Below are 26,613 nucleotides of genomic sequence, written 5' to 3'. Positions count from 1 at the left end.
CTACCAAAACAGCGGGATCACCGCGCTCACCAGCAGCGACATGCTCAGGTTCAGCGGGATCCCGATGCGCATGAAATCGGTGAATTTATACCCCCCCGGCCCGTAAACCAGCGTGTTGGTCTGATAGCCGATGGGCGTGGCAAAGGCGCAGGAGGCCGCGATCATCACCGCCACGACCAGCGGGCGTGGGTCCATGCCAAGGGCAGCGCTAAGGCTGATGGCGATGGGTGTCATGATAACGGCCACGGCATTGTTGCTGACGATCTCGGTCAGGGTCGTGGTCAATAAGAACACCGCCCAGATGATGAAAAACGGCGGCAGTTGAGCCAATCCCGGCGCGATATTGTCGACGATCAGCGCAATCGCCCCTGAGTTCTGCAGGGCAGCGCCAACGGCCAGCATGGCAAAGATCAGCGCCAACAAGCGCCCCTCAACGAAAGAGAATGCCTCCTCCGCGTCGATACAGCCGGTCACCAGCACCACGGCCACGGCGATCACGGCCAAGGCCAAGATCGGCGCGACGTTGAAGGCCGCTAGTGTGACGATGCCCACCAGCGCTGCGATGGCAATCGGCGCATGGCCCCGTCGAAACGCACGGGCCGAGGGTTGGGTTACATCGACGAGGTTCATGTCGCTGGCCAACCGCTGAATGTCCTCTGCCGCACCCTCCAGCAGCAGCGTGTCGCCCACTTTGATAATCAATTGATCAAGCTGCTGGCCGATGTTCTGGTTCCGCCGATGCACCGCCAGCGCATAGACGCCGTAGCGCCGCCGCAACCGCATTGAGCCCAGCGAGCGGCCCACCATCCGGCAGCCCGGCGTGATCAGCACCTCAACGGTCGTGGTCTCCACCGCCGAAAGCTGGTCGACCCGACGCAGTTCCTTGTTGTTTTGCAGGCTCAACAGCTCGGTCATCTGGGTCCGCAGCACCACGCGGTCGCCGACCTGAAGCTCAACGCCTTTGAGGTTGCGGCGCAATGAATCGTCGCCCCGCACCACGTCGATCAGCCGCACGCCTTCGCGTTTGAACAGCTGCACATCCAGCACTTCGCGGCCAATCAAGTTGCTTTCAGGGGGGATCACCGCCTCGGTAAAGAACTTCATCTTGGAGCGGTCCGAGAGCATATTCGCCATGCTGTCGCGCGCGGGCAGGAGTTTGTCGGCGAAGAACAGCATGTAGATCAGGCCCCACGCGCAGACCACAAGGCCCACGGGGAGGATCTCGAAGATCCCAAAAGGCGCCATCCCCTGAGACCGCGCCACACCATCGACCAACAGGTTGGTCGAGGTGCCGATCAGCGTGAGCGACCCGCCCATGATCGCGGCATAGCTGAGCGGGATCAGCAGCTTAGAGGCTTTGGTGTTGAGCGTGCGCGTCAGCTGCACCACCACCGGGATCATCACCACGACGACGGGCGTGTTGTTCATAATCGCACTGGCCGCCATGACCGACAAGATCACCCCCGCCACCGCCGTCTTGGGGTGGGTCTTGGCCGAGCGTTCGGCCAGCCGGGTCAGCACATCCAAGGCCCCTGTCCGCACCAAGGCCCCCATGATGATGAACATGGCTGCAATGGTCCAAGGCGCGGGGTTCGACAGCACCGCCAGCGCATCGTCATAGGGCAAGACGCCGATGGCCAGCAAAAGCGCGGCACCGGCGATGGCGACCACTTCGGTGGGGAAAGCTTCGCGCAGGAAAAGCACGAACATCATGCCGACGACCACGAGGGTGAGCACCGCCGTCTCCATCGGAGAGAAGCTGAAAAATTCCATCAAGAACCTGTCATTCGGGCAAAAGGCCGTTGTCCAGTTACGCCGATTGCCGCGCCCTGCGCAAGCCTGACGCATGGGTCGGCAGTGTCAGACCTCAGGGCGTGCTGGTCTGGAGGGCACCGCCCTCGCGCACCGGCACGATCCGCGTGGCACGGCCCGTGCGGTCATCCGTTTCGATATAGACGCCGGACAGCGTCGCCTCACCATTGGCGGGGGTGAAACGTTCACGCGGCATGCCGGTGATGAAACGGCGCAGCGGCTCGGCCTTGTCCATGCCGATCACCGAATGGTAATCGCCACACATGCCCGCATCGCTGAGGTAGGCCGTCCCGCCCGGCAGGATCATCGCATCCGCGGTCGGCACATGGGTATGGGTGCCGACGACAAGGCTCGCGCGCCCGTCGCACCAGTGGCCCATGGCCATTTTTTCGCTGGTGGCTTCGCAGTGGATATCGACGATGATCGCCTGCGCCATGCCGCCCAAAGGATGGGTTTTCAGCACCGGCTCCAACGCCGAAAAGGGATCATCAAAGGGCCGTTTCATAAAGACTTGGCCAAGCGCTTGGGTGACCAGAACCTTCTTGCCGTTTTGCGCCGTGAACAGCTTGGCCCCCTTGCCCGGCGCGGATTTGGAGAAGTTAAGCGGGCGGATCACGCGGGGCTCTTGCTCGATAAAGCTGAGCATGTCTTTCTGGTCGAAAGCGTGATCGCCAAGGGTCAGACAATCGGCCCCGGCATCCAGCAAAGTCTTGGCATGTGCGCCCGACAGGCCCATGCCCCCGGTGGCATTCTCGCCATTCACCACAATAAAATCGAGCTTCCAGTCGCGCCGCAGCCGCGCCAGATTATCGGTGATTGCCCGCCGTCCGGCCCGGCCCATCACATCGCCAAGAAACAAAATCTTCATAAACTATGGACTAGGACGCAGGCGGCTTGGCGGCAACCCTTATTCCGCCTGGGCAGGCTAGCGTTGCGTCACTTCGATCACACCGGCCTCTGTCACGATCAGGTCCAGCGGCTCATCGGTTTCCTCGAGCGGAATGTCATCGCACTCCTGCCCGGCAAAGGCGAAACCGATCGCCATGGTAGCCCTCCGCGCGCGCAGCATCGCCAGTGTCCGATCATAGAACCCGCCGCCATAGCCCAGCCGCGCCCCCGCGCGGTTAAAGGCCAGCAGCGGAACGATCACGATCTCTGGTTCAAAAAAATCGTTATGCTCGGGGATCATCGCGCCGAAAGTGCCCGCGACCATCGGTGTCTCGGGTGTCCAGCGCGAGAACGACAACGGGTGGTCGGGCCACATGATCACCGGCACGCCGACCGGGCCGTGGGCGCAGGCTTCGGCCATGGCCGGGCGGGGGTCGATCTCGGTACGGATCGGCATGAAGCCCGAAAGCGGCACGCCGCGATAGCCTGCCAAAACTTCGGAAAGATACCCCGCCTGTGCCGCATTCGCCGCCTCAAACAACGGCTTGCGCCGGGCAAATGCCGCCTTGCGCGCCTCGGCCTTCCGAGTGGCGCAATCGCTCACAACAGCACCAGCGCCGCAAGCCCGAGGAAGGCGAAAAAGCCAACCACATCCGTCACCGTAGTCACAAAGGCCCCCGAGGCGAGCGCCGGGTCAATCCCGAACCGCTCCAGTAAGATCGGGATACCAGTGCCTGCCAGCCCCGCCACCACAAGGTTGATCACCATCGCCGTGGCGATCACATAGCCAAGCGCCGGAGAGCCGAACCAGATCACCCCGACGATCCCCATGATCACCGCAAAGATCAGACCATTCACCAGCCCCACCAGAACCTCCCGCCGGATCACCCGCCAAACGTTCGAGCCGGTAAGGTCTTTCGTCGCAATCGCACGCACCGCGACGGTCAGGCTCTGCGTGCCCGCATTGCCGCCCATGGAGGCGACGATCGGCATCAACACCGCCAGCGCCACGATCTGCGCAATCGCGGCTTCGAACTGAGAAATCACCATCGATGCGGCAATCGCAGTCACAAGGTTCACCGCGAGCCATGGCAGGCGCTGCTTGGTCGTTTCCGCGACACGGTCGGAAAGCGAGCCCTCGCCCACACCCGCCAGTCGCAGGATGTCTTCTTCGTGCTCTTCGTCGAGCACCGCCATGGCGTCGTCGATGGTGATGACGCCGATCAACCGCCCCTCTTCATCAACTACCGGGGCCGAGATCAGGTGGTACTGGTTAAACGCATAGGCCACATCGCCCTCATCGCGCATGGCGGGGATGATCTGGAAGGTTTCCTCCAAAATATCCGCCAGCCGCGTTTCGCGGCGCGAGCGCATCAGTTTGCCCAGCGTCACATTGCCCACCGGGTGCAGACGCGGGTCGACCATGACGATGTGATAGAACTGATCTGGCAGGTCTTCTTCCTTGGTGGCGCGCAGATGGTCGATGGTCTGGCCCACCGTCCAATGCTCCGGCGCCATGACGACCTCGCGCTGCATGAGGCGACCGGCGGAGTATTCTGGCCAATTCAGCGCCTGTTCAACGGCGACCCGGTCGGTTTCCTCCAGCGCGTCGAGGATGGTTTCCTGCTGCGCGTCTTCCAGATCTTCGATCAGGTCGACGACATCATCGCTGTCCAGTTCACGCACCGCTTGGGTCAGAACCTGCGGCGTCAGGATGGAGATGACTTCTTCGCGGATCGACTCGTCGAGTTCCGACAGAATCTCGCCGTCGAACTCCTGCCCGTAAAGCCGGATTAGTGCTGCGCGGTCATCCTCGTCGATCTGCTCCAAAAGGTCAGCGATATCCGCCGCGTGCAGCGGTTCCATCAACTGGGTCAGATGAGCTTGATCGTTGGCCTCTACGGTCTCAAGGATCGCAGCAACGGCCTTGCGGTCCAGCATATAGGCTTCGGCATTCTCCTCAGAGGGTACCGCCGGATCCAGCTCTTCGATCTGCTCTGCCATCCGCTGCTCTCCGTGCCTGTGCTGCGCTTTGGGCCGACAATATGCAAGCGCCCGCAGAGGCACAATGCCGCCCGCGACGCTTCGGTATTGTTCCCCGTCTCGCCCTCACCTAAACCACTGGCATGACAAATCAACGACTCCTTTTGGGCGCGACGCTCACCTATTCCGGCAACCCGATGCAAAGCGCCTGGGAGGATGCCGTGAAGATCGACACCGAAGGCGGTGTTTTAATCGAGGACGGTCGCATTGCCGCCGTGGGTAATGGCGGACGCCTGCGTGCCGACCATCCGCAGGCCGAGGTGACGCGCTATGGCGAGGCGCTGATTTGTCCGGGGTTTGTCGATGCCCACGTGCATTATCCGCAGACCGCGATCATCGCGTCATGGGGCAAGCGGCTGATCGACTGGCTGAACACCTACACCTTCCCCGAAGAGATGCGCCTCTCGGATCCCGCCTATGCGGGCGACATCGCCGCGCGCTATTTGGACCTGACGCTGGCCCATGGGACCACCACTGTTGCGTCATATTGCACGATCCACCCCCACAGCGCCGATGCGCTGTTTCAGGCGGCGGAGGATCGCGGCCAGCGGATCGTCGCGGGCAAGACCTGCATGGACCGCAACGCCCCCGAAGGGCTGCGCGACACGGTGCAATCGGCCTATGACGACAGCAAAGCGCTGATCGAGCGTTGGCACGGCAAGGGCCGCGCGACATATGCGATCACGCCGCGTTTCTCTCCCACCTCGACACCCGAGCAACTCTCGGCCCTAGGCGCGCTTTGGGCAGAGCACCCGACCTGTCTGATGCAGACCCACCTTAGCGAGCAGACGGATGAGATCGAATGGGTGCGCGGGCTGTTCCCAGAGGCGCGCGATTATCTTGATACCTATGAGGCCCACGGGCTGCTGGGCGAGCGCGGACTTTACGGCCATGCAATCCACCTAGAGCCGCGTGAGATCGACCGGCTGGCAGAGACGGGCGGCGCGCTGGTGCATTGCCCCACCTCCAACACCTTCATTGGCTCGGGGCTGTTTGACATGACGGGCCTTGCCGCGCGGGGCATTCCGCTGGCGCTGGCGACGGATACCGGAGGCGGCTCTTCCTTCTCGATGCTGCGGACGATGGCCGCAGCCTATGAGGTCGGCCAGCTGCGCGGCACGCCGCTGCATGCGGCGCAGCTGATCTGGCTCGCCACCGCAGGCTCGGCCCGCAGTCTGCATCTGCAGGATCACGTCGGCAGTCTGGCCGAGGGGATGGAAGCGGATATTACCGTGCTATCGCTCAACTCCACCCCCGCCATCGCGCAGCGTCACGCGGCGGCCGAGGATATCTGGGAAAGCCTCTTCGCCACCATCATGATGGGCGACGACCGCGCGATTGCAGATGTTTGGGTTGCGGGTGCGCGTCGGGGTGGCACGGCGTAACGCGCCACCCGTGACTGGGTCGCCTCAGCAGGGCGCGCCCAGCACCATGACCCAAACCTCACTATCGGCCTGCACCAGCCCCATTTCTTCGGCGCGGCTGTCGACCATATTGCGGTAATGCCCCGGCGAGTTGGTCCAGCCGGTCATGACCTCATCCAAGGATTGCTGCCCTTTGGCGATATTCTCAGCGACAAAACACCATTGATAACCCGCCATCGCGGCACGACGGCCTACATCTGTGCCATCGCGGCCTTTGTGGCTGAAATAGCCGTACTCTGCCATATCGCGGGCATGGGTTTGGGCCGCCTGCGCCAAACGGCCATCATAGACGAGAGGTTTGAGCCCCTGCACATCCCGCAACGCATTTACGCGCTCCAACCCCATCGGGTCGGCCAATGCCGGCATGCCTGCCAACATCAGGATCGATAGAAAAAATGGCCTCATTCAGCCAAGCCTTTCGCCAATTCGTTTTGCCGCGCCACCTGCGCGGCCAAGTCAATCGTGGTGACGTGACCATCGCGCACCACCTGACGGCCTTCAACGAAAAGGTCGCGCACCGCCGTCGGACCGGCAAGAAGCAGCGCAGCCGGATCCCAACTGCCCGCACTATGCACGCCGGAAACGTCCCAAATTGCCACATCGGCGCGTTTACCGGGCATCAGCCGCCCACAATCGGGGCGCCCCAGAACATCGGCCCCGCCGCGTGTGGCCAGTTCCAAGGCGGCACGCGGGCACATCGCATCTGCGCCGCGTGAGACCCGCTGCAACAACATCGCCTGCCGCGCCTCTGCGGCCAGATTGCCGCTATCGTTGCTGGCCGATCCATCGACGCCCAGCCCCAGCGGCACGCCCGCATCCAGCATCGCCCGCACCGGCGCGATGCCCGAGCCGAGGCGGCAATTGGAACAGGGGCAATGCGCCACCCCGGTGCCTGTACGCGCGAAAAGGTCAATCTCCGCCCCGTCCAACTGCACGCAATGGGCATGCCAAACGTCATCGCCCAGCCAACCAAGGCTTTCGGCATATTCTCCGGGGCGGCAGCCGAATTTCTCCAGTGAATAGGCCACATCCTCGGCATTTTCGGCCAGATGCGTGTGCAGCATCACGCCCTTGTCGCGCGCCAGAAGCGCCGTGTCGCGCATCAACTCGCGGCTGACCGAGAAAGGCGAACAGGGCGCCAACCCGACACGACACATCGACCCTTCCGCAGGATCATGGAAGGCGTCGACCACGCGAATGCAATCCTCCAAGATAGCCGCCTCCCGCTCCACCAGCGCATCGGGCGGCAGGCCGCCGTCGCTTTCACCGATGCTCATCGAGCCGCGCGTGGGGTGAAACCGCAGGCCCAGTTCGGCGGCGGCATGGATCGTATCCTCCAGCCGCACGCCGTTGGGGTAGAGATAAAGGTGATCCGAGCTCAGGCTACAGCCCGACAGCGCCAGTTCCGCCAGCCCGATCTGGGCTGAGACGAACATATGCTCCGGCCCCATGCGCGCCCAGATCGGATAGAGCCGTTGGAGCCAGCCAAAGAGCAGCGCATCCTGCGCCCCCGGCACGGCGCGGGTCATGCTTTGGTAAAGATGGTGATGCGTGTTCACGAGACCCGGCGTGACGACGCAACCCTTCGCCTCGACAATCTCGCCCTCCGTCCGAAGGCCCTGCCCGATCTCGGCAATCATCCCGTCGCGCAGCAACAGGTCTGCACCGGCAAGCTCGCGCCGGGTATCGTCCATCGTGATGAGGTAATCCGCGCCGCGGATGAGGGTCTCTGCCATAGGTCACACTTTTCGCTATGCCCGTCTCATGCAAAGTGTGTGGGCCGATGGAAAACGGGCGAGAGAACCGACCTTTACGGCATTTATCGCATCCCGCCGGGGCCGGTCAATCCGCGCGTTTCGACAATTGGATCAATATGTAGAAAGGACCGCAAGCGCCTGCGCGTGGATTTCGCGGTTGGCCGCCGCAAGCGCCCTGCCCCCTTCATGCACCGGGTTGCCCCGCCAATCGGTGACGATGCCGCCCGCCGCTTGGATCACCGCGATGGGCGCTTGAATGTCATAGGCGTTCAACCCTGCCTCGATCACCAGATCGACCTGCCCGGCCGCGACCAGCGCATAGGCGTAGCAATCCATGCCGTAACGTGTGAGCAGCGCCTGCGACGCCACGGCCCGAAAGGCGCTGGCCTCATCGGTGCTGCCAACCTCGGGGAATGTGGTGAAAACGATGGCCTGCCGCAGGTCCCGCGCCGCGCGGGTCTGCAGGGGGCGGCTTCCATGCGGCCCGGTCATCAGCGCGCCATCCGGTGCGCCCTCGAACCGCTCCCCGATATAGGGCTGGTCGATGATGCCGTAGAATGGCCCCGACGCATCGCTGACCGCGATCAGCACGCCCCAAGTCGGCGTGCCGCTGAGAAACCCGCGCGTGCCGTCAATCGGGTCAAGCACCCAAGTCAGCCCCGACGTGCCGGGCTGCGCGCCATATTCTTCGCCCAAGATGCCATCGGCGGGCCGTTCCGCCGCCAAGATATCGCGCATTGCCCGTTCGGCGGCGCGATCCGCCTCGGTCACGGGGTCAAAACCCGTACCGAGCTTATTGTCGGCCTGCAAATCAAGGCTGCGGAAATAGGGCAGGATCACCTGACGCGCCGCATCCGCCATCAGGTGGGCAACGCGGCGAATATCAGGATCAAAATCAGTGGCGTTCATCATGACGAAGACCTGACAGTTTGCGCGGGTTTGCGCAAGCCTGCCAATGCTTTAGAAAGTCAGGGCCTAGCAAGCTAGCCCTTGAAAGACGGGCCAAGAAAGACGACCCGGATGGGATCAGGCCACATCGCTCAGCACGCGAGCCAGTTCGAATAACCGGCGGCGCTGATTCTCGGGGATGGCATAGTAAGAACGGACCAGCTCCATCGCCTCTTTATCGGCCATAAGATCGGCCGGCAGCCCATCCACCGCCGGGCCATCCAGGGCCTCCTCATCTTTCAATCCTTCAAAGAAGAAAGACACAGGCACGCCAAGCGCATCCGCGATATCCCAAAGCCGCGAGGCGCTGACGCGGTTCGCGCCGGTTTCGTATTTCTGTATCTGCTGGAATTTGATCCCGACGAGCTCCGCCAGTTTCTGTTGGGTCATCCCCGTCAGCCAGCGCCGCTGCCTGATACGTTTACCCACATGTACATCTACCACATGCACCATATTCTTTAATCCTTATAGGGCACATGCGACCGTGCCAATCTCTGTTCCAAACAAGGACGAAGTGTGCCGTTGCTTCACGCAATACCGCAGGGGTTGCGTGAAGGTCCTACCTCCTATCATAGCGGTTGCGTTGAATTCGGCAAAGAAATTTCACGCGACGGTAAAATTCTGTTCCGTTTCGACTGCAACCTCAGGCGGTGCACTGCCCCTCTCTCTCTTCGACCGGCGAGCGTTAAATCTCCAAGTATCCTTGGCTGTAGTGGTTTCCCGCTCGGCAACCATTGGATGAACGCGAAGAATATCAATCGGTTCCCCCCGGAATAGTTCAAATGCCGTTTTTCTGGCTCTCGGGCGGTTCACGCGCCGTCGCCAGCGCTCCGCTGCGCCGGAAAAGCATCGGTGGTTTTCCGCCGATCTCTGCGCCCCGGGCGGCCCGCCCGCTGAAAACGAAGGTCTTGCCGACCCTCAGTGCGCGCCCCTGACAAATCCGGGGCGAAACCCGCGATTATTGCCGTGATATCAGGCCGCAAGACACTTGAAATTCGCCCCTTCAGGCCCGATATTCAAAGCCAAGAACGTGTCGGCCGGGTTTCGACACGCAACTTTGCCAATGGGAGTCACTAAATGGCTGACGTCAATTCAATTCGCTCTGCTGCCGGGTCGCGCGTCGCCGCGATCGACGAGGGTCTGCGCGCTCATATGAACAAGGTGTATGGCACCATGTCGATCGGCATGCTCATCACCTTCGCCGCGGCCTGGGCCATCTCTGGGCTGTCGGTTACCTCCGACCCTTCCGCCGCCGTGGCGCAGCTTAGCCAAGATAAGTACCTGACGCAGTTGGGCTATGCGCTCTATGCTTCGCCGCTGAAATGGGTCGTGATGTTCGCGCCGCTCGCTTTTGTCTTTGGCTTTAGCGCGATGATCAACAAAATGTCCGCCGCCACGGCGCAAACGGTCTTCTATGCTTTCGCCGCCGTCATGGGCATCTCGATCAGCTCGATCTTCCTTGTCTTCACCGGCTATTCCATCGCGCAGGTCTTTTTGATCACGTCGATCGCCTTTGCCGGTCTGTCGCTCTGGGGCTACACCACCAAAAAGGACATCTCCGGCTGGGGCAGCTTCCTGATCATGGGCGTGATCGGTCTGGTCGTCGCGTCGATCGTAAATATCTTCCTCGCCTCTTCGGCGCTGATGTTCGCGATTTCGGCCATCGGTGTTCTGATCTTTGCGGGTCTGACCGCCTATGACACCCAGAAGATCAAGACCGAGTATCTGGCCCACGCGCATCACGGCGACACTGAGTGGCTGGGCAAGGCCGCGATCATGGGCGCGCTGAGCCTCTATCTGGACTTCATCAACATGTTCATGATGTTGCTTTCGCTCTTCGGCAACCGCGAATAATCGCTGGACCATCTGATGCGAAAGGCCGGCCCTGAAAGGGGTCGGCCTTTTTCTTTGGCGGCATCTTAAGTCGAAGCCGTCAGCCAATCGCTCCGAAAAGATGCCCGACCCCGGCGGTCACGGCCATGGCCAAACCGCCCCAGAAAACGACACGCCGTATGGCGGGCCGTTTCGGCGCACCGCCCAATTGCGCCCCGCCCGCGCCAAGCAGCACCAGCGCTAGCAACGCAACCAAAGCGATCGTTAGGCCGCGCGCCCCGGCAGGGGCCAGAACAGCCGCCAGCAAGGGCAGCCCGCCGCCCAAGGCAAAGGCCAGCGCCGAGGCGCCCGCCGCCTGCAGCGGATCGGCCTGACCGGCAAGGCCGAACATGCCCAACTCTTCGCGCGCATGGGCGCCCAAGGCGTCATGGTCGGTCATCTGTGCTGCAACTTCCAACGCGAGGTCACTTTCCACGCCGCGGTTCTCCAGCCCTTCGGCAAGTTCGCTCAGCTCGTAATCCGGGTCTTCGATCAGGGCCACGCGCTCGCGCTCCAGATCAGCCTTCTCAACGTCCGCCTGTGCAGAGACCGAGACATACTCCCCCGCCGCCATCGACAGCGCCCCGGCGGTGAGCCCCGCAAGCCCGGTCAGCAGGACATTGCCCTGCACCATGCCAGCCGCGCTCACCCCCACCAGCAGGCTGGCAGAGGAGACGATACCGTCGTTGGCCCCCAAAACGGCGGCGCGCAGCCAGTTGCTGCGGTTGATGAAGTGACCTTCTTTGGGCATCTCAGCCGCCTTACGTCTATTGCGGCTGGTACACCAAAAGATGCGCCGGGAAGATGACAGGCCGGTCACCGCCCACGCCGGTAAAGCCGACACTGCCGGTAGGCTCGGCCCGGTCCAAGGGGGCGCAGGCCCCCAGCGTCAGCAACAAGATCACGGCAGTCGATTTGGCAAACATGGCATTTCCCCGGTGGTTCATTCAGGTATCCCCCGTTCCGCCTTGGCGCGCAAGGCGGTCGGGGCAGTTGGTCAGACGGTGATCGGCTGCATCACCTGCGGCTCCACCACATCGACGCCCGGAAGGCCATCGGTCAACACCTGCGCCGATTGCTCCAGCGCGTCGAAGGTGCGGTAGTGACAGGGGATAACCATCTTGAAATTAAAATAGCGTTTCGCGGCATAGGCGGCCTGCGCCATGTCCATCGTGAAATGCCCGCCCGCGGATAGAATGCCGATATCGGGTTTGTGGTAGTCGCCCATCCAATCCATATCCGCCATGATCGCCGTGTCGCCGGAATGATAGATCGTATGTCCCTCGCCCGAGATCATGAACCCCGTCTCCATGCCCGTGTAGATCGGCCCGTTATCGCCTTCCACGGATGAGGAATGCGAGGCCGGAACCATAGTGATCGCCACTTCGCCCGCGCGGATCGTCCCGCCTTTATTAAAGCCGGTGGTTTGTGCGACGCCTTTGCTTTCCAGCCAGCCCATCAGTTCGACCATCCCCCCGACCGGCGCATTGGTCCGGCTGGCGATATCGGCGATGTCAGCCGTGTGGTCGAAATGGCCGTGGGTGACAAGGATTTGGGTCGCGCCTTTGATCGCCTTGGCGTGGTGCTCCTCAGGCAGCATCGGGTTGTCCTTGAGCCAAGGGTCGATCAGCAACACTTGATCTTCGATCTCGATCCGGAATGAGCCGTGGCCGAGCCAGATGATGTTCATGGGGGTCCTCCTGAGTGATGTGGGTTTTACGTCAGATTTGACCCTCCGAAGCGCAGAATCAAGTAAACGCCTCCGCATGCCACCAGCCCGGAATCAAGGGCGCATGCCCGCCGGGCAGCGCCAGACCCGCCCAACGGGCTTGCGCTTCTGCAAGCCGGACGCCATCCCGCCATCGCCCAATACCGCAGCAAACATAAATTGCCCAACGGCTTCGAAGCAGGCGCCATCCCCCGGTCTGGCGCTGCCCAGCTCCGCTTCGCCCCCCTCAAACCCTTGCGAGGCCCGCCCCCAAACGGTAGAGGAGCCCCAAAGAGATGGAGATGTTCATGTCGATCGACGAAAACACCGCCGCACGGGTGGCGAAACTGGCCCGGATCAAGGTTGAACCCGAGGCGCTTCCGGCGCTGGCGGAAGAGTTCAACAACATCCTCGGCTTCATCGAGCAGCTGTCCGAGGTGGATGTCGACGGCGTCGAGCCGATGACCTCCGTGACCCCGCAGCGCCTGAAACGGCGCGAGGATGTGGTCACCGATGGCGACCAGCAAGACCGCGTGCTGGCCAATGCCCCCGATGCCCGTGAAGGGTTCTTTGCCGTGCCGAAGGTGGTGGAATAATGACCGATCTGAACAAACTGAGCCTTGCCGAAGCCCGCGACGCGCTGCGCAAGGGTGAGACCACCTCGAAGGACCTGACCGAGGCCTGCCTCAAAGCCATCGACGGCGCAGGCGCGCTGAACGCCTTTGTGCATCGCACGCCCGAGATCGCGATGGAACAGGCCGCCGAGGCTGACGCGCGCATCAAACAGGGCGACGCGCCAGCCATGTGCGGCCTGCCCATCGGCATCAAAGACCTCTTCTGCACCAAAGGCGTGCCGAGCCAAGCGGGCAGCCGTATCCTCGAAGGCTTCCTGCCCGAATATGAGAGCACCGTCAGCCAGAAGCTGAAAGACAGCGGCGCTGTGATGCTGGGCAAGCTCAACATGGACGAATTCGCCATGGGCTCGTCCAATGAAACTTCCGTCTACGGCAACGCTGTGAACCCGTGGCGGCGCGAGGGCGACACAGCCGAACTGACACCGGGCGGCTCCTCGGGCGGCTCCGCCGCTGCCGTGGCGGCTGATCTGTGCCTTGCCGCGACCGGCACCGACACTGGCGGCTCGATCCGCCAGCCTGCGGCCTTCACCGGCACCGTGGGCATCAAACCGACCTATGGCCGCTGCTCGCGTTGGGGCATCGTCGCCTTTGCCTCCTCGCTCGACCAAGCCGGGCCGATGACAAAGACGGTACGTGACGCCGCGATCATGCTCGAAGCGATGTGTGGCCATGACGCCAAAGACAGCACCAGTGCCGACTTGGCCGTGCCAGACTTTGAGGCGGCCCTCACTGGCGACATTCGCGGCAAGAAAATCGGCATCCCGCGCGAATACCGCATGGATGGCATGCCCGAGGAGATCGACAAGCTCTGGCAGGACGGCATTGCCATGATGAAGGACGCGGGCGCCGAGATCGTCGACATCTCGCTGCCGCACACGAAATACGCCTTGCCTACCTATTATGTCATCGCGCCTGCCGAAGCATCCTCGAACCTTGCGCGTTATGATGGTGTGCGCTTTGGCCACCGCGCCAAGCTTGACCACGGCGACGGCATCACCGAGATGTACGAGAAAACCCGCGCCGAGGGCTTCGGCCACGAAGTCCAGCGCCGCGTGATGGTCGGCACCTATGTGCTCTCCGCAGGCTTCTACGACGCGTACTACAACCGCGCCCGCAAGGTGCGCACGCTGATCAAGAAAGACTTCGAAGACGTCTTCGCGCAAGGCATCGACAGCATCCTGACCCCGGCGACCCCTTCCGCCGCCTTCGGTCTGGGTGAGATGAAGGACGCCGATCCTGTGGCGATGTATCTCAACGATGTCTTCACCGTGACGGTGAACCTCGCCGGACTGCCCGGCGTGGCGCTGCCCACGGGGCAAAGCAGCACGGGTCTGCCGTTGGGTCTGCAACTGATCGGGCGCCCGTGGGAAGAGGCCGAGTTGCTGTCCTCCGCCTATGCGCTGGAGAAGGCGGCCGGTTTTGTGGCCAAGCCCGAGAAATGGTGGTAAGCCGCAGGGCGGTGAATAAGAGGCGAGAGCGGGTCAGATGATCACACGGACACTTCTAGCGATGACAGCAGGCGGTCTTTTGGCAGCCTGCCAACCGGCGATCCCCGATTCCGGGAACATCAACAGCGGGCGCGGCGTCGGCTTTGGCGACAGCAATTTCGAAGCCGAGCAGCGCGCACGCGATGCGGCGCTGGCAGGCGACGGCAGCTTCACCTCGGACGTGACCGCCCAGCCTCTGGACGACGGCTCCCCCGAAGCGACGGCGGCGGAAACTGCCCGCGTTCTGGCGGCGACCCGTCCTGGCGGGGCAAGCAACGGCCTTGGCAATGACGCCTCGACTAACTCGGGCGTCGCCCCGGTGAACGCCAGCCCGTCGAACCCGCCCCCCGCAGCAGTCAACGCCGTGGGCATCTCGAACGAGAACAACTTTGACGCGGTGTCGGGCCAGCGCAGCATTCAAGACGACGCAGCCCGCGTGGCCGCCAACCGCGCCCAATATCAGGTGGTTCAGCCCGAAGCACTGCCAGAGCGTCGGAACGTCGGCCCGAATATCGTCGCCTATGCGCTGCAATCCAACCAATCGGTCGGTCAGCAGGTCTATAGCCGTATCGGCTTTAACAAGGCCCGCAAGTTTGAACGTGCCTGCGCGCAGTACAGCCACGCCGACCAAGCGCAGATTGCTTTCCTTGAGGCCGGTGGCCCTGAAAAGGACCGCGAGGGCATGGACCCCGATGGCGATGGTTTCGCCTGCAACTGGGATCCCACCCCCTTCCGCCGGGCTGCGCAGGGCTGATAGATGCCTGTCGCGCCTGACGTGACGGCGCATCCCTCGCCCAATTGCGGCCCGCGACGCGGCGGGCTGCGGCCCCGGCTTATCGTCCTGCACTACACGGCGATGACCAGCGCCCGAGCGGCGCTGGAGCGTCTCTGCGACCCCTCTGCGGCTGTCTCTGCGCATTATCTGATCTGTGGCAACGGGCGCATCCTGCAATTGGTTGAAGAAGACCAGCGCGCTTGGCACGCGGGCGTCGGCGAATGGGCGGGTCAGGACGACATCAACTCCCGCTCCATCGGGATCGAGTTGGACAACCGCGGCGATCACCCCTTCTCAGAACCACAGATGCGCGCGCTCGAAACCCTCCTGCCCGGCATCATGGAGCGTCACGGCATCCCGCCCGAAGGGATAATCGGCCACTCCTGCATGGCACCGGGCCGAAAGGTCGACCCCGGCCCCCGATTCGATTGGGCACGGCTGGCGCGGCGAGGGCTGGCCCTGCCTGCGGGCGTCGGCGCGGCACCAAAGACCGCCACAGCCGATACTTTCCGCGCCGCCGCGCAAGCCGCAGGCTTCACCGCGCCCTGTGACGATGCCACGCTGCTTAGCACCGTCAGGATGCGTTTCCGGCCCTGGGCGTGCGGCCCTCTCACCCCCGCAGACTTTGCCGCCTTGCCCGCCCCCATTGACGCGCGGCGCGCCCCCGTCTAGGGCGGTCAGGCGCGGAAGGCTGGATGGCCGCTTCGGTGCTTGTAAAAGCACCGGGGAGGAAAGTCCGGACTCCAAGAAGAAACGGTGCCGGGTAACGCCCGGGCGGGGCAACCCGACGGAAAGCGCCACAGAAATGAAACCGCCCCTTGGTCCGGCTTGCCGGAACCCCCAAGGGGTAAGGGTGAAACGGTGGGGTAAGAGCCCACCGCGGGGCTGGCAACAGCTCTGGCACGGCAAGCCCCACCGGGAGCAATGCCAAATAGGGACCGCGCGCCGATGATCTTCGGGTCAAAGGCGGGGCTCTTCTGCCCCAGCAGGTCCGGGTTGGCAGCTATAGCTGCATCGGCAACGGTGCAGTCAGAGGAATGGTCATCGCCTGTTTTCGGACAGGTACAAAATCCGGCTTATAGGCCTTCCGCGCATATTCCTGCCCTTTCAGGTCCGAAAGGCAGGTTTTTCGACGAAACCGGCGTCTTTCGGCACCGGACGGGCAAATAGCGGTTGACTCGGGCGCGGGTCTGACTAGAACCCGAAATTCAGAATTCACGCACGCCTGCGCGGCCGTGCAGCAGGAGAAGACACATGGCGAAGCCAACCACGATCAAGATCCGCCTGAACTCGTCCGCGGGCACAGGCCATTTCTACGTGACCAAGAAAAACGCACGCACCATGACCGAGAAGATGGTCATCAAAAAGTACGACCCCGTTGCGCGCAAGCACGTGGAATACAAAGAAGGCAAGATCAAGTAAGATCGTCTGCTTTGAACGGTTTCAAAAGGCCACGCGGTTTGCGCGTGGCCTTTTGCGTTGTGGAGGCGGGTAAGGCGCGCTTAGCGCAGCTTTAACCGACCTAGGCCGCCGGGCAACGGCAGCCCGTCAATCGCACCCCTCCCCCGCTTAAGGCGCCTGCACCACCCATTGCCGCGAAGATGGGACGCGCCGATAGCGCAGGCATCCCACCGCCACGTCGAAATGCAGCCGCTCCCGCCCAGAGGCGACCGCTTTCTCTTGCGGCACCTCAAAAGTCGCGCAGACCGCGAGGCTCTCAGCCCCTTGCGTCACCTCATAGGCGGCGCCGGTCAGCGGATCGTGGAGGCTCTGCTCTGTGCTGCGACAGGCGCGAGAAAACGCAGCCTGCTCTGCAGTCTCGCAAATAATCGCATCGGCGAGGTGCCGCAGGTCTGCCAGACGGGTTTGGTCACGGCTTTCCGCGCGCGCATGGCCCGGCCCGCCGACCACAGCGAAACCGGCAAGGAGCGCGGCCAAGACTACAGCCACGGCACCGCCAAAGAACAGCCGGTTCACCCGGCCGCCCCCTGCCGCCCATCGCGGCGGTAATAGCCAAAGATGCCCCCGGCGATTCCCGCCACCGCCAGCGCCTTCAGCGCGAATTGCACTGTCAGATCACCACTGAGGAAGGCATAGATCACCGCTACCAGATCGCCCAACAGGACCGCAGCGGCGAAAAGCAGGGTCACGTAGGTCATCCAACTGCGAATGGCCGAGCGCGCCAGCGCCGGATCAGCGGCCAACCGCCTGTTTTCGCGCGTGGCCAGCCACAGGTACAGCGGCAGCGTCACGATCAGCACCGCCATGGCCCAGCGGATGCGATAGGTCGCCCCGCTGTCCTCTGAGGAGATGAAGTGGTCGATCAAAGCATGCAGCAGCCCCACCAGATACCCCGCGCCAAAAAGCAGCGCCCCGAACATCAGCGCATAGACAAAAAAATCCCGCGCCGTGACCACGGGTCGCGGACGTGGCACCGGCGGGGCAAAGGGCACATCCGCCCAGCCTTCCAATGCGTCGCTGACCTCTTGCGCTGACCAGCCCGCTTGGCCCAACACTGCGGCGATCTCCACGCGGCTTTTGCCTGCGCTGAGCGCATCCCGCACGAATTGCGCCAAATCCCTATTGCCTGCCATGGGTTACCCCCCTCTTTTGGCTTGGAAAAATGCAGTTAAAAGCTGCTCTGAGTCCCGCGCGGCGATGCCGTCAAAGACCTGCGGTGCGTGATGGCACTGGGGGTGCGAGAACACCCGCGCGCCCTGCGCTACGCCGCCTGATTTGGGGTCTGCCGCACCATAAAACAAGCGCTCCAGCCGCGCGGCGGCAATGGCCCCGGCGCACATCGCGCAGGGCTCGAGCGTGACGTAGAGCGCGTGACCGATCAGCCGTTCTGAGCCAACAGCCGCACAGGCCGCACGCAGGGCCAGCATCTCGGCATGGGCGGTTGGATCGTTGCGCGCGCGGGTTTCGTTGCCTGCTGTCGCGACGATCTGGCCCGTTGGCGAGACGACAACCGCCCCCACCGGCACCTCGCCGCGCACGGCAGCGGCGCGGGCCTCGGCCAGCGCCTGACCCATATATGAGCGAAACTCCATTCCGTCACATGGCCGCAAACGCCACCCTTTCGCAAGCCCGTGAAACAGGGTAAGCGCAGTGTATGAACGCAAAAACGCCCCCCTCCGGCTCCGGCCCGCAAAACACCGACACCGATGCTGACGCCAGCACATCCAAGGGCGACCGTATCGCCAAGGTGCTATCGCGCGCCGGTATTGCCTCGCGCCGCGAGGCCGAGCGCATGATCGAAGCAGGCCGCGTGCGCGTGAACGGAGAGCAGATCACCTCGCCCGCGCTGAACGTCACGCCCGAGGACAAGATCACCGTCGACAACACCCCCGTCGGCGCGCCTGAACCGCCGCGCATCTGGCTTTATCACAAGCCCACCGGGCTGGTGACGACAAACTCTGACGAAAAGGGCCGCGAGACGATCTTTGATGCCCTGCCCGAGGACATGCCCCGCGTGATGACCGTAGGCCGGCTTGACCTCAATTCCGAAGGGCTTTTGCTGCTGACCAACGATGGCGGTGTGAAACGCAAACTGGAACTGCCCAGCACCGGCTGGCTGCGCCGCTACCGCGCGCGGGTGAATGGCCGCCCCACGGACGAAATGCTGGAGCCTCTGCGCCGCGGCATCACCGTGGAGGGCGAAAATTTCCAGCCGATGGACGTGACGCTGGACCGCCAGCAAGGCGCGAACGCTTGGCTGACCATCGGCCTGCGCGAAGGCCGCAACCGCGAGATTCGCCGCGCGATGGAGGCCGTGGGCCTGACTGTGAACCGGCTGATCCGCATCTCTTACGGCCCGTTCCAATTGGGCGAGTTGAAGATCGGCGAAGTGGAAGAACTGCGTCGCAAAGTCGTGCGCGACCAATTGGGGCTTGAGTTGGAAGACCCCAGCGGCACCGCTGTGAAAAAGCCCACGGGTCTGCGCCGCCCGCCACGCCGCAAACCCGGCGGCTTCGGGGGCGCGGGCCAGCCCGGTCTGCCCGTGCAACCTGGCGAAGATGACGAACCGCCGCCCCGCCGGGGTGGCGGCAAGGCGAAGAACGCACCGCGTGGCAAGGCTGCCCAAGGCAGGCCCAGTGGTAAACCCAGCGGCAAACCGGGGGCGCGCCCCGCGGGGCGCCCCAATGCGAAACCGGACGGTAAGCCGGGGCCAAAGCCCGGTGGCCGGGGGCCAAAGCCCCGCCGCTGACCGGCGCTGCCCCAAGTTGCCCTGCGCGTTTCCGGAACGCTGCTGACCTGCGTGCGTTGAATAGTGAACGGCAGGCAAGATCAGCGTGAAACCGCTGTCAGAAAAGGGCAATATGTTGCGAATAGTGATGTTTTTGGTGGCCTTGGCCGCGCTCGTGGTTATCATCCTCGGCGCGGCCTCGCTCTTGGGGCGCGCGGCTGACAGTGCCGGCACGGCGCTGCGCCCGATCTGGGGCGGCGAGAGGGGAAACATGATGGCGCCAACGACCTTTCAGAAAATCGCCTTTGGGGCGTTGCTGGTTTTGCTGCTTGGGCTGACCAGCGGTTTTCTCGGGGGGCTTTGATCCATGGCGCAGCGCTTTGGCGGTAAATATAGCCCCGACACGGACGCCACCCCCGGCAGCACACCCCGCAAGACCCACAGCCTGCGGGTCGATCCTGTGGGCGGGCGGGTGAATCTGATGTTCCTGCCCCCGGTCCTGCTGGCTGGAACCTCGCTTATCGGTGGCGCGGGCACCCTGATCCTTGGCCTTGGCGGGGCGTTTTTGTTGGCTTCGGGCGTCTGGCTACTGCGCGACGGACTGCTGGCCGAGGCGGAATACCACGAACGCAAAGTTGCCCGCCGCCCGGTCCTGCCGCGCAAAATTTTGGCCGCAGTATTGGCGGGCGCTGGCGCGGCCCTTGCCGCTTACAGCAATGACCCGAGCCTGATCGCAGCCCTGCTCTACGGCGTCGCGGCCACGGCCCTGCACCTTGCGGCATTTGGCATTGATCCCTTGCAGAACAAAGGCATGGAGGGGATCGACACCTTCCAGCAAGACCGCGTTGCCCGCGTGGTGGATGAGGCCGAAAAGCTGCTTTCGGGTATGAGCCAAGCGATCCTGCGCGCAGGCGACCGGCGGGCCGAAGCACGGCTGTCCGAGTTCCAAGAAACCGCCCGCCATTTGATCCGCACCGTCGAAGAAGACCCCCGCGACCTGACCGCCGCCCGCAAATACCTTGTCGTCTATCTGCGCGGCGCGCATGATGCGACGGTGAAATTCGCCGACCTCTATGCCCGCAATCAAGATGCACAAGCCCGCAACGACTACCTCGCTTTGCTCGACGATCTGGATCAGAACTTTGCCGCCCGCACAGCGAAGTCCTTGCTGGACGACCGCAGCGATCTGAACGTGGAAATCGACGTGCTGCGCGAACGCCTCTCCCGCGAGGGGGTCCGACTGGAACAGCCCGCCCCTGCAAATACCAAGGAAGATCAGTGATGACCGATGCCCTCCGTGAAAAAGCTGCCCAATCGCAAGGGTTGGTGGAAGAAGTGAACGCAACCGTTTTGCCCGAACCGGCGGATGCCAATGCCATCGTGCCACTGGCCAAAGCCGATGCCGCACAGAGCGCGGAAATCCAAAAGCGTATGGCCGAGATCGACGTGACCGATACGCAGTCCATCGTCAGCTTCGGCTCTGCCGCACAGGCCGAGTTGCAAGAGATCAGCCAATCCATGCTGGCCGATGTGCGCAACAAGGATGTCGGCCCCGCGGGCGATAGTCTGCGCACCATGGTCAGCGCGATCCGCGGCTTCTCGGTCTCTGAGCTGGACGTGCGGCGCAAGCAAAGCTGGTGGGAAAAGCTGCTGGGCCGCGCCACCCCATTCGCCAAATTCACCGCGCGTTTCGAAGAGGTGCAAGGCCAGATCGACCGGATCACCGACAACCTGCTGGCGCATGAGCATACGCTGTTGAAAGACATCAAATCGCTCGATCTGCTCTATGAAAAGACACTGCAATTCTACGACGAACTGGCGCTCTATATCTCTGCCGGCGAGGCCAAGATCGTTGAATTGGATCACAAAACCATCCCCGCCAAACAGACCGCGCTGGATAAGGCGAACGAAGACGATCAGGTGATGCGGGCACAGGAACTTCGTGATCTGCGGGCCGCCCGCGATGATCTGGAGCGTCGGGTGCATGATCTGAAACTGACACGTCAGGTCACCATGCAATCCTTGCCTTCGATCCGTCTGGTGCAGGAGAACGACAAAAGCCTCGTGACCAAGATCAACTCGACCTTGGTGAACACCGTGCCGCTGTGGGAAACGCAACTGGCCCAAGCCGTCACCATCCAGCGCAGCGGTGACGCGGCCAATGCGGTGCGCGAGGCGAATGACCTGACCAACGAATTGCTCACCTCCAACGCCAAGAACCTGCGTGACAGCAACAAGGTGATCCGTCAGGAAATGGAGCGCGGCGTCTTCGACATCGAAGCAGTGAAGCAGGCCAACGAAGACCTGATCGGCACCATCGAAGAATCCCTGCAAATCGCCGATGAAGGCAAGGCAAAACGCGCCAATGCCGAGAAGGAATTGCAAGAAATGGAAGGCCGTCTGCGCGACACGCTGGCCGCCGCCAAGGCCCGCGAAACGGGCTTGGGCGATACCACAGGCAACGCGGTGCCAAGCTAAGACCGACGCGAGGGAACAGGTAATGCAAGAACGTCTGCGCAGAAAACTGCGCGCCGGGGGGGCGCTGGCGCTGAGCATGCTATTGCTGGCCTGCGCCGAACCCGCGCCCGTCTTGCAACAGGTCGCCAAGCCGCAGGCCCGCCCTGCGGCAAAGCCCCCTTCTCCGGCTGTGGTGGCCAAACCCACTTCGCAAAAAAGCGCCATGCTGCGCAGCTATCTGCATCAGGTCGAGAAGGCGCAGTTGAGCCAAGACCTGCTGCGCCAAGACGGCGGCGGAGATGACACGCCCTTTACCAGCGAAATGCTGGTCCGCAACTTTGAGCAGATCGCCCTTTATAACGAATATGACGGCAATTTTTCCGGCCACGGTGGGGCCAGCCCCCTGCGCCGCTGGGAAGGGCCTGTGCGCATGCAGATCATCTTTGGTGATAGCATCCCCCCGTCACAGCGCCGCTCCGACACCACCAACATCAAGGCTTTCGCGCGACGCCTTGCCCGGGTTACGGGGCATCCAATCTCAACGACAGGCACGCCTAATTTCATAGTGGTTGTGGCTTCTGAAGATGACCGGGTCGATGCTTTGACCCATGCGGCGGAAAAGGTCGCGGGCGTTAGCCCATCGTCGCTCCGTGCGATGCGCAACATGCGTCGCGACACCTATTGCGCCGTGGCCGCCTATGCCGCGGGCGACAACCCGAATGTCTATACCGCTGCCGTCGCGGTGATCCGCTCGGAAAACCCCGGGCTGCTGCGGCTGTCGTGCATCCACGAAGAACTGGCCCAAGGCTTGGGTCTGGCCAATGACAGCCCCGCCGCGCGCCCGTCGATCTTTAACGATGACGATGAATTCGCCTTGCTGACCAAACACGACGAACTCCTGCTCAAGATGCTCTATGACAAGCGTCTGCGCCCCGGCATGACGGCAGAGCAGGTCAACCCGATCACCCGGATCATCGCACGCGAGTTGACGGACGGGCCGGTGTAACGCAGCTTTACGACGAAAGAATAAGGACCATCCCATGGGCATTTTCGATTTCCTCTCCGGCCAGTTCATCGACGTCATTCACTGGACCGACGACACCCGCGACACCATGGTTTGGCGGTTCGAGCGTGAGGGTCATGAGATCAAATACGGCGCCAAGCTGACGGTGCGCGAGGGGCAAGCGGCGGTCTTTGTGCATGAGGGCCAGTTGGCGGATGTCTTCACCCCCGGTCTCTATATGCTTGAGACCAACAACATGCCGATCATGACCTCGCTTCAGCATTGGGATCATGGCTTCAAAAGCCCGTTCAAGTCCGAGATCTATTTCGTCAACACCACCCGGTTCAACGATCTGAAATGGGGCACCAAGAACCCGATCATCGCCCGCGACCCTGAGTTCGGCCCCGTGCGCCTGCGGGCCTATGGCACCTATTCCGTCCGCGTGAGCGACCCCGCGAAATTCCTGACCGAGATTGTCGGCACCGATGGTGAATTCACCATGGATGAAATCTCTTACCAAATCCGCAACATCATCGTGCAGGCCTTTTCCCGCACGCTGGCCTCCTCTGGTATCCCGGTGCTCGACATGGCCGCCAACACGCGCGAGCTGGGCCAGTTGGTCGGCAAGGATATCGCCGCGCAGATTGCCGAATACGGGCTGGCGATGCCCGAGCTCTACATCGAGAACATCTCTCTCCCGCCCGCGGTAGAGGCGGTGATGGACAAACGCACGTCCATGGGCGTGGTCGGAAACCTTAACGAATACATGCAGTTCCAAGCCGCCGAAGCGCTTGGCCGCGATGGCGCGGGCGGTGCGGCGATGCAAACCGGCCTTGGCGCGGGTCTGGGCATGAGCATGGCGCAGGCCGCCAGCGCACAGGCCGGCCCTTGGGGCGCGCGCCCTGCCCCCACCGCTGCGGCCCCCGTGCCGCCGCCACCGCCGCCGGTCGAAAAGGTCTGGCATATCGCCAAAGATGGCGCGACCTCCGGGCCCTTTTCCAAAGCCGCGATGGGCCGCAAAGTGACCGAAGGCAGCCTCGGGCGCGATGCTCTGGTCTGGACGCCGGGCCAAGATGGTTGGCAGCGGGCCGAGGATGTGGCTGAGCTGGCGCAGCTCTTTACGGTGATGCCACCGCCGCCGCCTCCGGCCTGATCCGCTGGCGCGAGGGGCGACACCTTTGCGCGCAGACGGCCTGCCCCCCCCCCGTGGCCCCCTCTAGGGCGACGGCCCACCCCATCCGCACCGCCGCGATTGATTTTGCAAAGCATCCCTTATGTCCGCCACCGATCTGCCCCCCGCCGCCCCGCTAGAAGAGCACCGTTTCCCCTGTGACACCTGCGGCTCTGACATGCGCTTTGATCCGGCGCAGTCGCTGCTGATCTGCGATCACTGCGGCAATGTGGAGCCTATTGACGGCACCGGCCGCCATGCCCATGCCATCGCCGAGCAAGACTTCCGCGCGGGGCTAGAGGCTGCCCTGCCCGCAGCCGAGATGGAGGAAACCCGCGTTACTACCTGCCCCAACTGCGCGGCGCAGGTGGAATTCGAGCCCGGTAAACACGCCGCCGAATGCCCCTTCTGCGCCACGCCCGTGGTGATCGACACCGGCACCAACCGCCATATCAAACCGCGCGCCGTGCTGCCCTTTGCCCTGCCCGAAGAAAGCGCCCGCGATGCGATGAAAGACTGGCTCGGCGGCCTTTGGTTTGCGCCCAATGGCTTGCAGCAGTATGCCCGCAAGGGGCGGAAAATGCAGGGCATCTATGTGCCCTTTTGGACCTATGATGCCCAAACCGCGTCGAGCTATCGTGGGGAGCGCGGCACGGTCTATTACGTGACCCAAACCGTCATGCGCGATGGCAAGCGGGTGCAGCAACAGGTGCCGAAAATCCGTTGGCGGGCGGCGTCGGGCCGGGTTGCGCGGTTCTTTGACGATGTGCTGGTGCTTGCCTCGCGCTCTTTGCCCAAGAAACACACCGATGCGCTGCACCCTTGGGACCTCTCGGCGCTGGAGCCCTATGCGCCGGAATATCTCGCCGGTTTCCGGGCCGAGGCTTACGGCGTCACGCTGGAGGAAGGCTTTGTTCAGGCCCGCGCCCATATGGACCGGGTGATTGAACGCGACGTGAAATTCGACATCGGCGGGGACCGCCAGCGGGTGCATGACATCAACACCCAGATCAGCGACGTGACCTTCAAACATATCCTGCTGCCGGTCTGGCTAGCCGCGTATAAATACCGCGGCAAGACCTATCGCTTTGTGGTGAATGGCCACTCCGGCAAGGTGCAGGGCGAACGGCCCTATTCCGCGATCAAGATCACCTTCGCCGTGGTGCTGGGGCTGATCACCGCCGCCATCGTCGGCTATTTCATGGCCCAGCAATGACCCAGACCTACGACCAATTCACCGACCTCTTGCAGGCCCGCTATTCCTGTCGCGCCTTTCTCTCTGACCCGCTGCCCGAGGAGACCATTACCCAGATCGTCAGCGCCGCGCGTCACGTGCCCTCATGGTGCAATGCGCAGCCATGGCAGGTGAGCGTAACGCGCGGCGCAGGCACCGACGCCTTTCGCGCCGCATTGCTTGAGGCCGCCAGCGCAAACGCCCCGGTGGAACCGGACCTGCCATGGCCCACAGGCTATTCGGGCGCCTATGCCGAGCGTCGCCGCACCTGTGGCTTCCAACTCTACGACGCGGTGGGCATCGCCAAATCCGACCGCGACGCGCGCAAGGCGCAGATGCTGCGCAACTACGCGCTTTTTGACGCGCCGCATGTGGCCATTGTGACCGCCCCTGCCGAGCTTGGCCCCTATGGCGCGATGGACTGCGGCGGCTTCGTCACGGCCTTCACCCTCGCCGCCACCGCGCTTGGCGTGGCCAGCATTCCGCAGGCCGCCATCGCCGCCTATGCGCCCTTGGTCCGCGAGGTGCTTGATCTGCCCGAGGATCGGCTGGTGCTCTGCGCGATCTCATTCGGCTATGCCGATACGAAGCATTCGGCCAATGGCTTTCGCACCGAACGGGCGACCCCCTCAGAGATTATCGATTGGAAAGACTGACATGCGCGCATTGCTGCAACGGGTGACCGAGGCGTCGGTCACGGTAGAAGGTGAGATCATCGGAGAGATCGGCCCCGGCATGTTGATCCTTGTCTGCGCCATGCCCGAAGACACCGAAGATACCGCCGAGAAACTCGCCCTCAAAATCTCCAAACTGCGGCTTTTCAAGGATGAAGGCGGCAAGATGAACCTGAGCCTTGCGCAAACCGGCGGCGCAGCCTTGGTGGTGAGCCAATTCACCCTCGCCGCCGACACCTCGCGGGGCAACCGCCCCGGCTTTTCCGGCGCGGCAAAACCCGAGGTGGCCGAGGCGCTTTACGCGCATTTTGCCCGCAGCCTCGGCGCTTTGGACATTCCAGTTCAGACGGGACGGTTTGGCGCGGATATGTCGGTGGCGCTGGTCAATGACGGGCCGGTGACCCTCTGGCTCGACAGCGCAGCGCCTTGATATTGCGGTAGAAAGCATGGACCGGCAAGCTTGGGAGGAGGTAAGCTTGCCGGCCGGTATAACGGGTCCGGGAGGAGGACCGTTAAGATGCGGTGTCAGATCAACC

30 protein-coding genes and 1 other RNA gene are annotated in these 26,613 nt (G+C 63.1%); 17 read left to right on the top strand and 14 right to left on the bottom strand.

Annotated features, from left to right (window positions below; genetic code table 11):
• The 4 genes from J3456_RS02085 to mgtE form a co-directional block, all read right to left on the bottom strand.
• Entirely contained in the window at window positions 1–1,773 is a 1,773-nt protein-coding gene (locus J3456_RS02085; RefSeq protein WP_349578684.1) for an SLC13 family permease, read from the bottom strand.
• A 94-nt stretch (window positions 1,774–1,867) separates the two neighbouring features.
• Window positions 1,868–2,680: a TIGR00282 family metallophosphoesterase gene (locus tag J3456_RS02080; protein WP_349578683.1), complete on the bottom strand. Its 813-nt coding sequence runs from the start codon at window positions 2,678–2,680 to the stop codon at window positions 1,868–1,870.
• Window positions 2,681–2,737: 57 nt separating this feature from the next.
• Complete coding sequence (locus J3456_RS02075) at window positions 2,738–3,304, bottom strand: 5-formyltetrahydrofolate cyclo-ligase (protein ID WP_067627467.1); 567 nt, start codon at window positions 3,302–3,304, stop codon at window positions 2,738–2,740.
• Complete coding sequence (mgtE, locus tag J3456_RS02070) at window positions 3,301–4,704, bottom strand: magnesium transporter (RefSeq protein WP_093926818.1); 1,404 nt, start codon at window positions 4,702–4,704, stop codon at window positions 3,301–3,303. The genes J3456_RS02075 and mgtE overlap by 4 nt, the downstream gene beginning before the upstream one ends.
• A gap of 122 nt (window positions 4,705–4,826) precedes the next feature.
• Here mgtE and guaD point away from each other — a divergent pair, with 122 nt between their 5' ends.
• Window positions 4,827–6,128, top strand: coding sequence for a guanine deaminase (guaD, locus tag J3456_RS02065; RefSeq protein ID WP_349578682.1), 1,302 nt, complete (start codon window positions 4,827–4,829; stop codon window positions 6,126–6,128).
• A 24-nt stretch (window positions 6,129–6,152) separates the two neighbouring features.
• Here guaD and J3456_RS02060 read toward each other — a convergent pair whose 3' ends face one another.
• The 4 genes from J3456_RS02060 to J3456_RS02045 all read right to left on the bottom strand — a co-directional run bounded on the left by J3456_RS02060 (window position 6,153) and on the right by J3456_RS02045 (window position 9,325).
• A complete protein-coding gene (locus J3456_RS02060; RefSeq protein WP_349578681.1) occupies window positions 6,153–6,572 on the bottom strand; it encodes a CAP domain-containing protein in 420 nt (139 codons plus the stop codon).
• Window positions 6,569–7,903, bottom strand: coding sequence for an 8-oxoguanine deaminase (locus J3456_RS02055; protein WP_349578680.1), 1,335 nt, complete (start codon window positions 7,901–7,903; stop codon window positions 6,569–6,571). Before J3456_RS02055 ends, J3456_RS02060 begins: the two co-directional genes overlap by 4 nt.
• Before the next feature lie 132 nt (window positions 7,904–8,035).
• Entirely contained in the window at window positions 8,036–8,836 is an 801-nt protein-coding gene (gene hisN, locus J3456_RS02050; RefSeq protein ID WP_349578679.1) for a histidinol-phosphatase, read from the bottom strand.
• A 114-nt stretch (window positions 8,837–8,950) separates the two neighbouring features.
• Window positions 8,951–9,325 (bottom strand): helix-turn-helix domain-containing protein, encoded by a 375-nt coding sequence (locus J3456_RS02045; RefSeq protein ID WP_349578678.1) that lies wholly within the window; start codon window positions 9,323–9,325, stop codon window positions 8,951–8,953.
• A gap of 624 nt (window positions 9,326–9,949) precedes the next feature.
• On the opposite strand from J3456_RS02045, the gene J3456_RS02040 reads away from it, so the two are divergent.
• Window positions 9,950–10,726: a Bax inhibitor-1/YccA family protein gene (locus J3456_RS02040; RefSeq protein ID WP_317390753.1), complete on the top strand. Its 777-nt coding sequence runs from the start codon at window positions 9,950–9,952 to the stop codon at window positions 10,724–10,726.
• Between the two features lie 79 nt (window positions 10,727–10,805).
• Here the strand turns inward: J3456_RS02040 and J3456_RS02035 are convergent, their stop codons facing one another.
• The 3 genes from J3456_RS02035 to J3456_RS02025 all read right to left on the bottom strand — a co-directional run bounded on the left by J3456_RS02035 (window position 10,806) and on the right by J3456_RS02025 (window position 12,434).
• A complete protein-coding gene (locus tag J3456_RS02035) occupies window positions 10,806–11,495 on the bottom strand; it encodes a VIT1/CCC1 transporter family protein (RefSeq protein ID WP_349578677.1) in 690 nt (229 codons plus the stop codon).
• Window positions 11,496–11,511: 16 nt separating this feature from the next.
• Complete coding sequence (locus tag J3456_RS02030) at window positions 11,512–11,670, bottom strand: hypothetical protein (protein ID WP_300055851.1); 159 nt, start codon at window positions 11,668–11,670, stop codon at window positions 11,512–11,514.
• 71 nt (window positions 11,671–11,741) lie between these two features.
• Window positions 11,742–12,434: a metal-dependent hydrolase gene (locus J3456_RS02025; RefSeq protein ID WP_349578676.1), complete on the bottom strand. Its 693-nt coding sequence runs from the start codon at window positions 12,432–12,434 to the stop codon at window positions 11,742–11,744.
• A gap of 326 nt (window positions 12,435–12,760) precedes the next feature.
• Between J3456_RS02025 and gatC the strand changes: the two genes are divergently transcribed.
• The 6 genes from gatC to rpmG all read left to right on the top strand — a co-directional run bounded on the left by gatC (window position 12,761) and on the right by rpmG (window position 16,771).
• Window positions 12,761–13,048 (top strand): Asp-tRNA(Asn)/Glu-tRNA(Gln) amidotransferase subunit GatC, encoded by a 288-nt coding sequence (gene gatC / locus J3456_RS02020; RefSeq protein WP_067627510.1) that lies wholly within the window; start codon window positions 12,761–12,763, stop codon window positions 13,046–13,048.
• Window positions 13,048–14,535 carry an Asp-tRNA(Asn)/Glu-tRNA(Gln) amidotransferase subunit GatA gene (gatA, locus tag J3456_RS02015; protein WP_349578675.1) on the top strand — a complete coding sequence of 496 codons (1,488 nt, stop codon included), beginning with the start codon at window positions 13,048–13,050 and terminating at the stop codon, window positions 14,533–14,535. The genes gatC and gatA overlap by 1 nt, the downstream gene beginning before the upstream one ends.
• Window positions 14,536–14,572: 37 nt before the next feature.
• Window positions 14,573–15,328 carry a hypothetical protein gene (locus J3456_RS02010; RefSeq protein WP_349578674.1) on the top strand — a complete coding sequence of 252 codons (756 nt, stop codon included), beginning with the start codon at window positions 14,573–14,575 and terminating at the stop codon, window positions 15,326–15,328.
• Between the two features lie 3 nt (window positions 15,329–15,331).
• Entirely contained in the window at window positions 15,332–16,021 is a 690-nt protein-coding gene (locus J3456_RS02005; protein WP_349578673.1) for an N-acetylmuramoyl-L-alanine amidase, read from the top strand.
• 11 nt (window positions 16,022–16,032) lie between these two features.
• Window positions 16,033–16,444: RNase P RNA component class A (gene rnpB, locus J3456_RS02000), an RNA gene on the top strand.
• A 159-nt stretch (window positions 16,445–16,603) separates the two neighbouring features.
• Complete coding sequence (rpmG, locus tag J3456_RS01995; protein ID WP_007119221.1) at window positions 16,604–16,771, top strand: 50S ribosomal protein L33; 168 nt, start codon at window positions 16,604–16,606, stop codon at window positions 16,769–16,771.
• Window positions 16,772–16,918: 147 nt separating this feature from the next.
• Here rpmG and J3456_RS01990 read toward each other — a convergent pair whose 3' ends face one another.
• The 3 genes from J3456_RS01990 to J3456_RS01980 are packed head-to-tail and all read right to left on the bottom strand — an operon-like array spanning window position 16,919 to window position 18,402.
• The gene (locus J3456_RS01990; protein ID WP_349578672.1) at window positions 16,919–17,326 is read right to left on the bottom strand and encodes a hypothetical protein; all 408 of its coding nucleotides are present in this window, start codon (window positions 17,324–17,326) and stop codon (window positions 16,919–16,921) included.
• Window positions 17,323–17,943, bottom strand: a complete 621-nt coding sequence (locus J3456_RS01985) for a DUF5671 domain-containing protein (protein ID WP_349578671.1) — start codon at window positions 17,941–17,943, stop codon at window positions 17,323–17,325. Before J3456_RS01985 ends, J3456_RS01990 begins: the two co-directional genes overlap by 4 nt.
• 3 nt (window positions 17,944–17,946) lie before the next feature.
• Window positions 17,947–18,402, bottom strand: coding sequence for a nucleoside deaminase (locus J3456_RS01980; RefSeq protein ID WP_349578670.1), 456 nt, complete (start codon window positions 18,400–18,402; stop codon window positions 17,947–17,949).
• A 62-nt stretch (window positions 18,403–18,464) separates the two neighbouring features.
• On the opposite strand from J3456_RS01980, the gene J3456_RS01975 reads away from it, so the two are divergent.
• The 9 genes from J3456_RS01975 to dtd all read left to right on the top strand — a co-directional run bounded on the left by J3456_RS01975 (window position 18,465) and on the right by dtd (window position 26,507).
• Window positions 18,465–19,559, top strand: a complete 1,095-nt coding sequence (locus tag J3456_RS01975; protein ID WP_067627499.1) for a pseudouridine synthase — start codon at window positions 18,465–18,467, stop codon at window positions 19,557–19,559.
• Between the two features lie 85 nt (window positions 19,560–19,644).
• Window positions 19,645–19,902: a hypothetical protein gene (locus tag J3456_RS01970; protein WP_349578669.1), complete on the top strand. Its 258-nt coding sequence runs from the start codon at window positions 19,645–19,647 to the stop codon at window positions 19,900–19,902.
• A gap of 3 nt (window positions 19,903–19,905) precedes the next feature.
• The gene (locus J3456_RS01965; RefSeq protein WP_349578668.1) at window positions 19,906–20,820 is read left to right on the top strand and encodes a 5-bromo-4-chloroindolyl phosphate hydrolysis family protein; all 915 of its coding nucleotides are present in this window, start codon (window positions 19,906–19,908) and stop codon (window positions 20,818–20,820) included.
• The gene (locus tag J3456_RS01960) at window positions 20,820–22,016 is read left to right on the top strand and encodes a toxic anion resistance protein (RefSeq protein ID WP_067627504.1); all 1,197 of its coding nucleotides are present in this window, start codon (window positions 20,820–20,822) and stop codon (window positions 22,014–22,016) included. Before J3456_RS01965 ends, J3456_RS01960 begins: the two co-directional genes overlap by 1 nt.
• A gap of 22 nt (window positions 22,017–22,038) precedes the next feature.
• Window positions 22,039–23,001, top strand: coding sequence for a DUF2927 domain-containing protein (locus tag J3456_RS01955; protein WP_349578667.1), 963 nt, complete (start codon window positions 22,039–22,041; stop codon window positions 22,999–23,001).
• 34 nt (window positions 23,002–23,035) lie between these two features.
• Window positions 23,036–24,151 (top strand): SPFH domain-containing protein, encoded by a 1,116-nt coding sequence (locus tag J3456_RS01950; RefSeq protein ID WP_120351577.1) that lies wholly within the window; start codon window positions 23,036–23,038, stop codon window positions 24,149–24,151.
• A 121-nt stretch (window positions 24,152–24,272) separates the two neighbouring features.
• Complete coding sequence (locus J3456_RS01945) at window positions 24,273–25,385, top strand: TFIIB-type zinc finger domain-containing protein (RefSeq protein WP_349578666.1); 1,113 nt, start codon at window positions 24,273–24,275, stop codon at window positions 25,383–25,385.
• Complete coding sequence (locus tag J3456_RS01940; RefSeq protein ID WP_349578665.1) at window positions 25,382–26,059, top strand: nitroreductase; 678 nt, start codon at window positions 25,382–25,384, stop codon at window positions 26,057–26,059. Before J3456_RS01945 ends, J3456_RS01940 begins: the two co-directional genes overlap by 4 nt.
• A gap of 1 nt (window position 26,060) precedes the next feature.
• Complete coding sequence (gene dtd / locus J3456_RS01935) at window positions 26,061–26,507, top strand: D-aminoacyl-tRNA deacylase (RefSeq protein ID WP_349578664.1); 447 nt, start codon at window positions 26,061–26,063, stop codon at window positions 26,505–26,507.
• Window positions 26,508–26,613 lie beyond the last annotated feature (106 nt).

This window comes from Sulfitobacter sp. NFXS29, assembly GCF_040148765.1.
Lineage (GTDB): Bacteria > Pseudomonadota > Alphaproteobacteria > Rhodobacterales > Rhodobacteraceae > Sulfitobacter.
The sequence above is the reverse complement of the archived record's forward strand: the minus strand, read 5'-3'. Positions and strand labels throughout refer to the sequence as shown.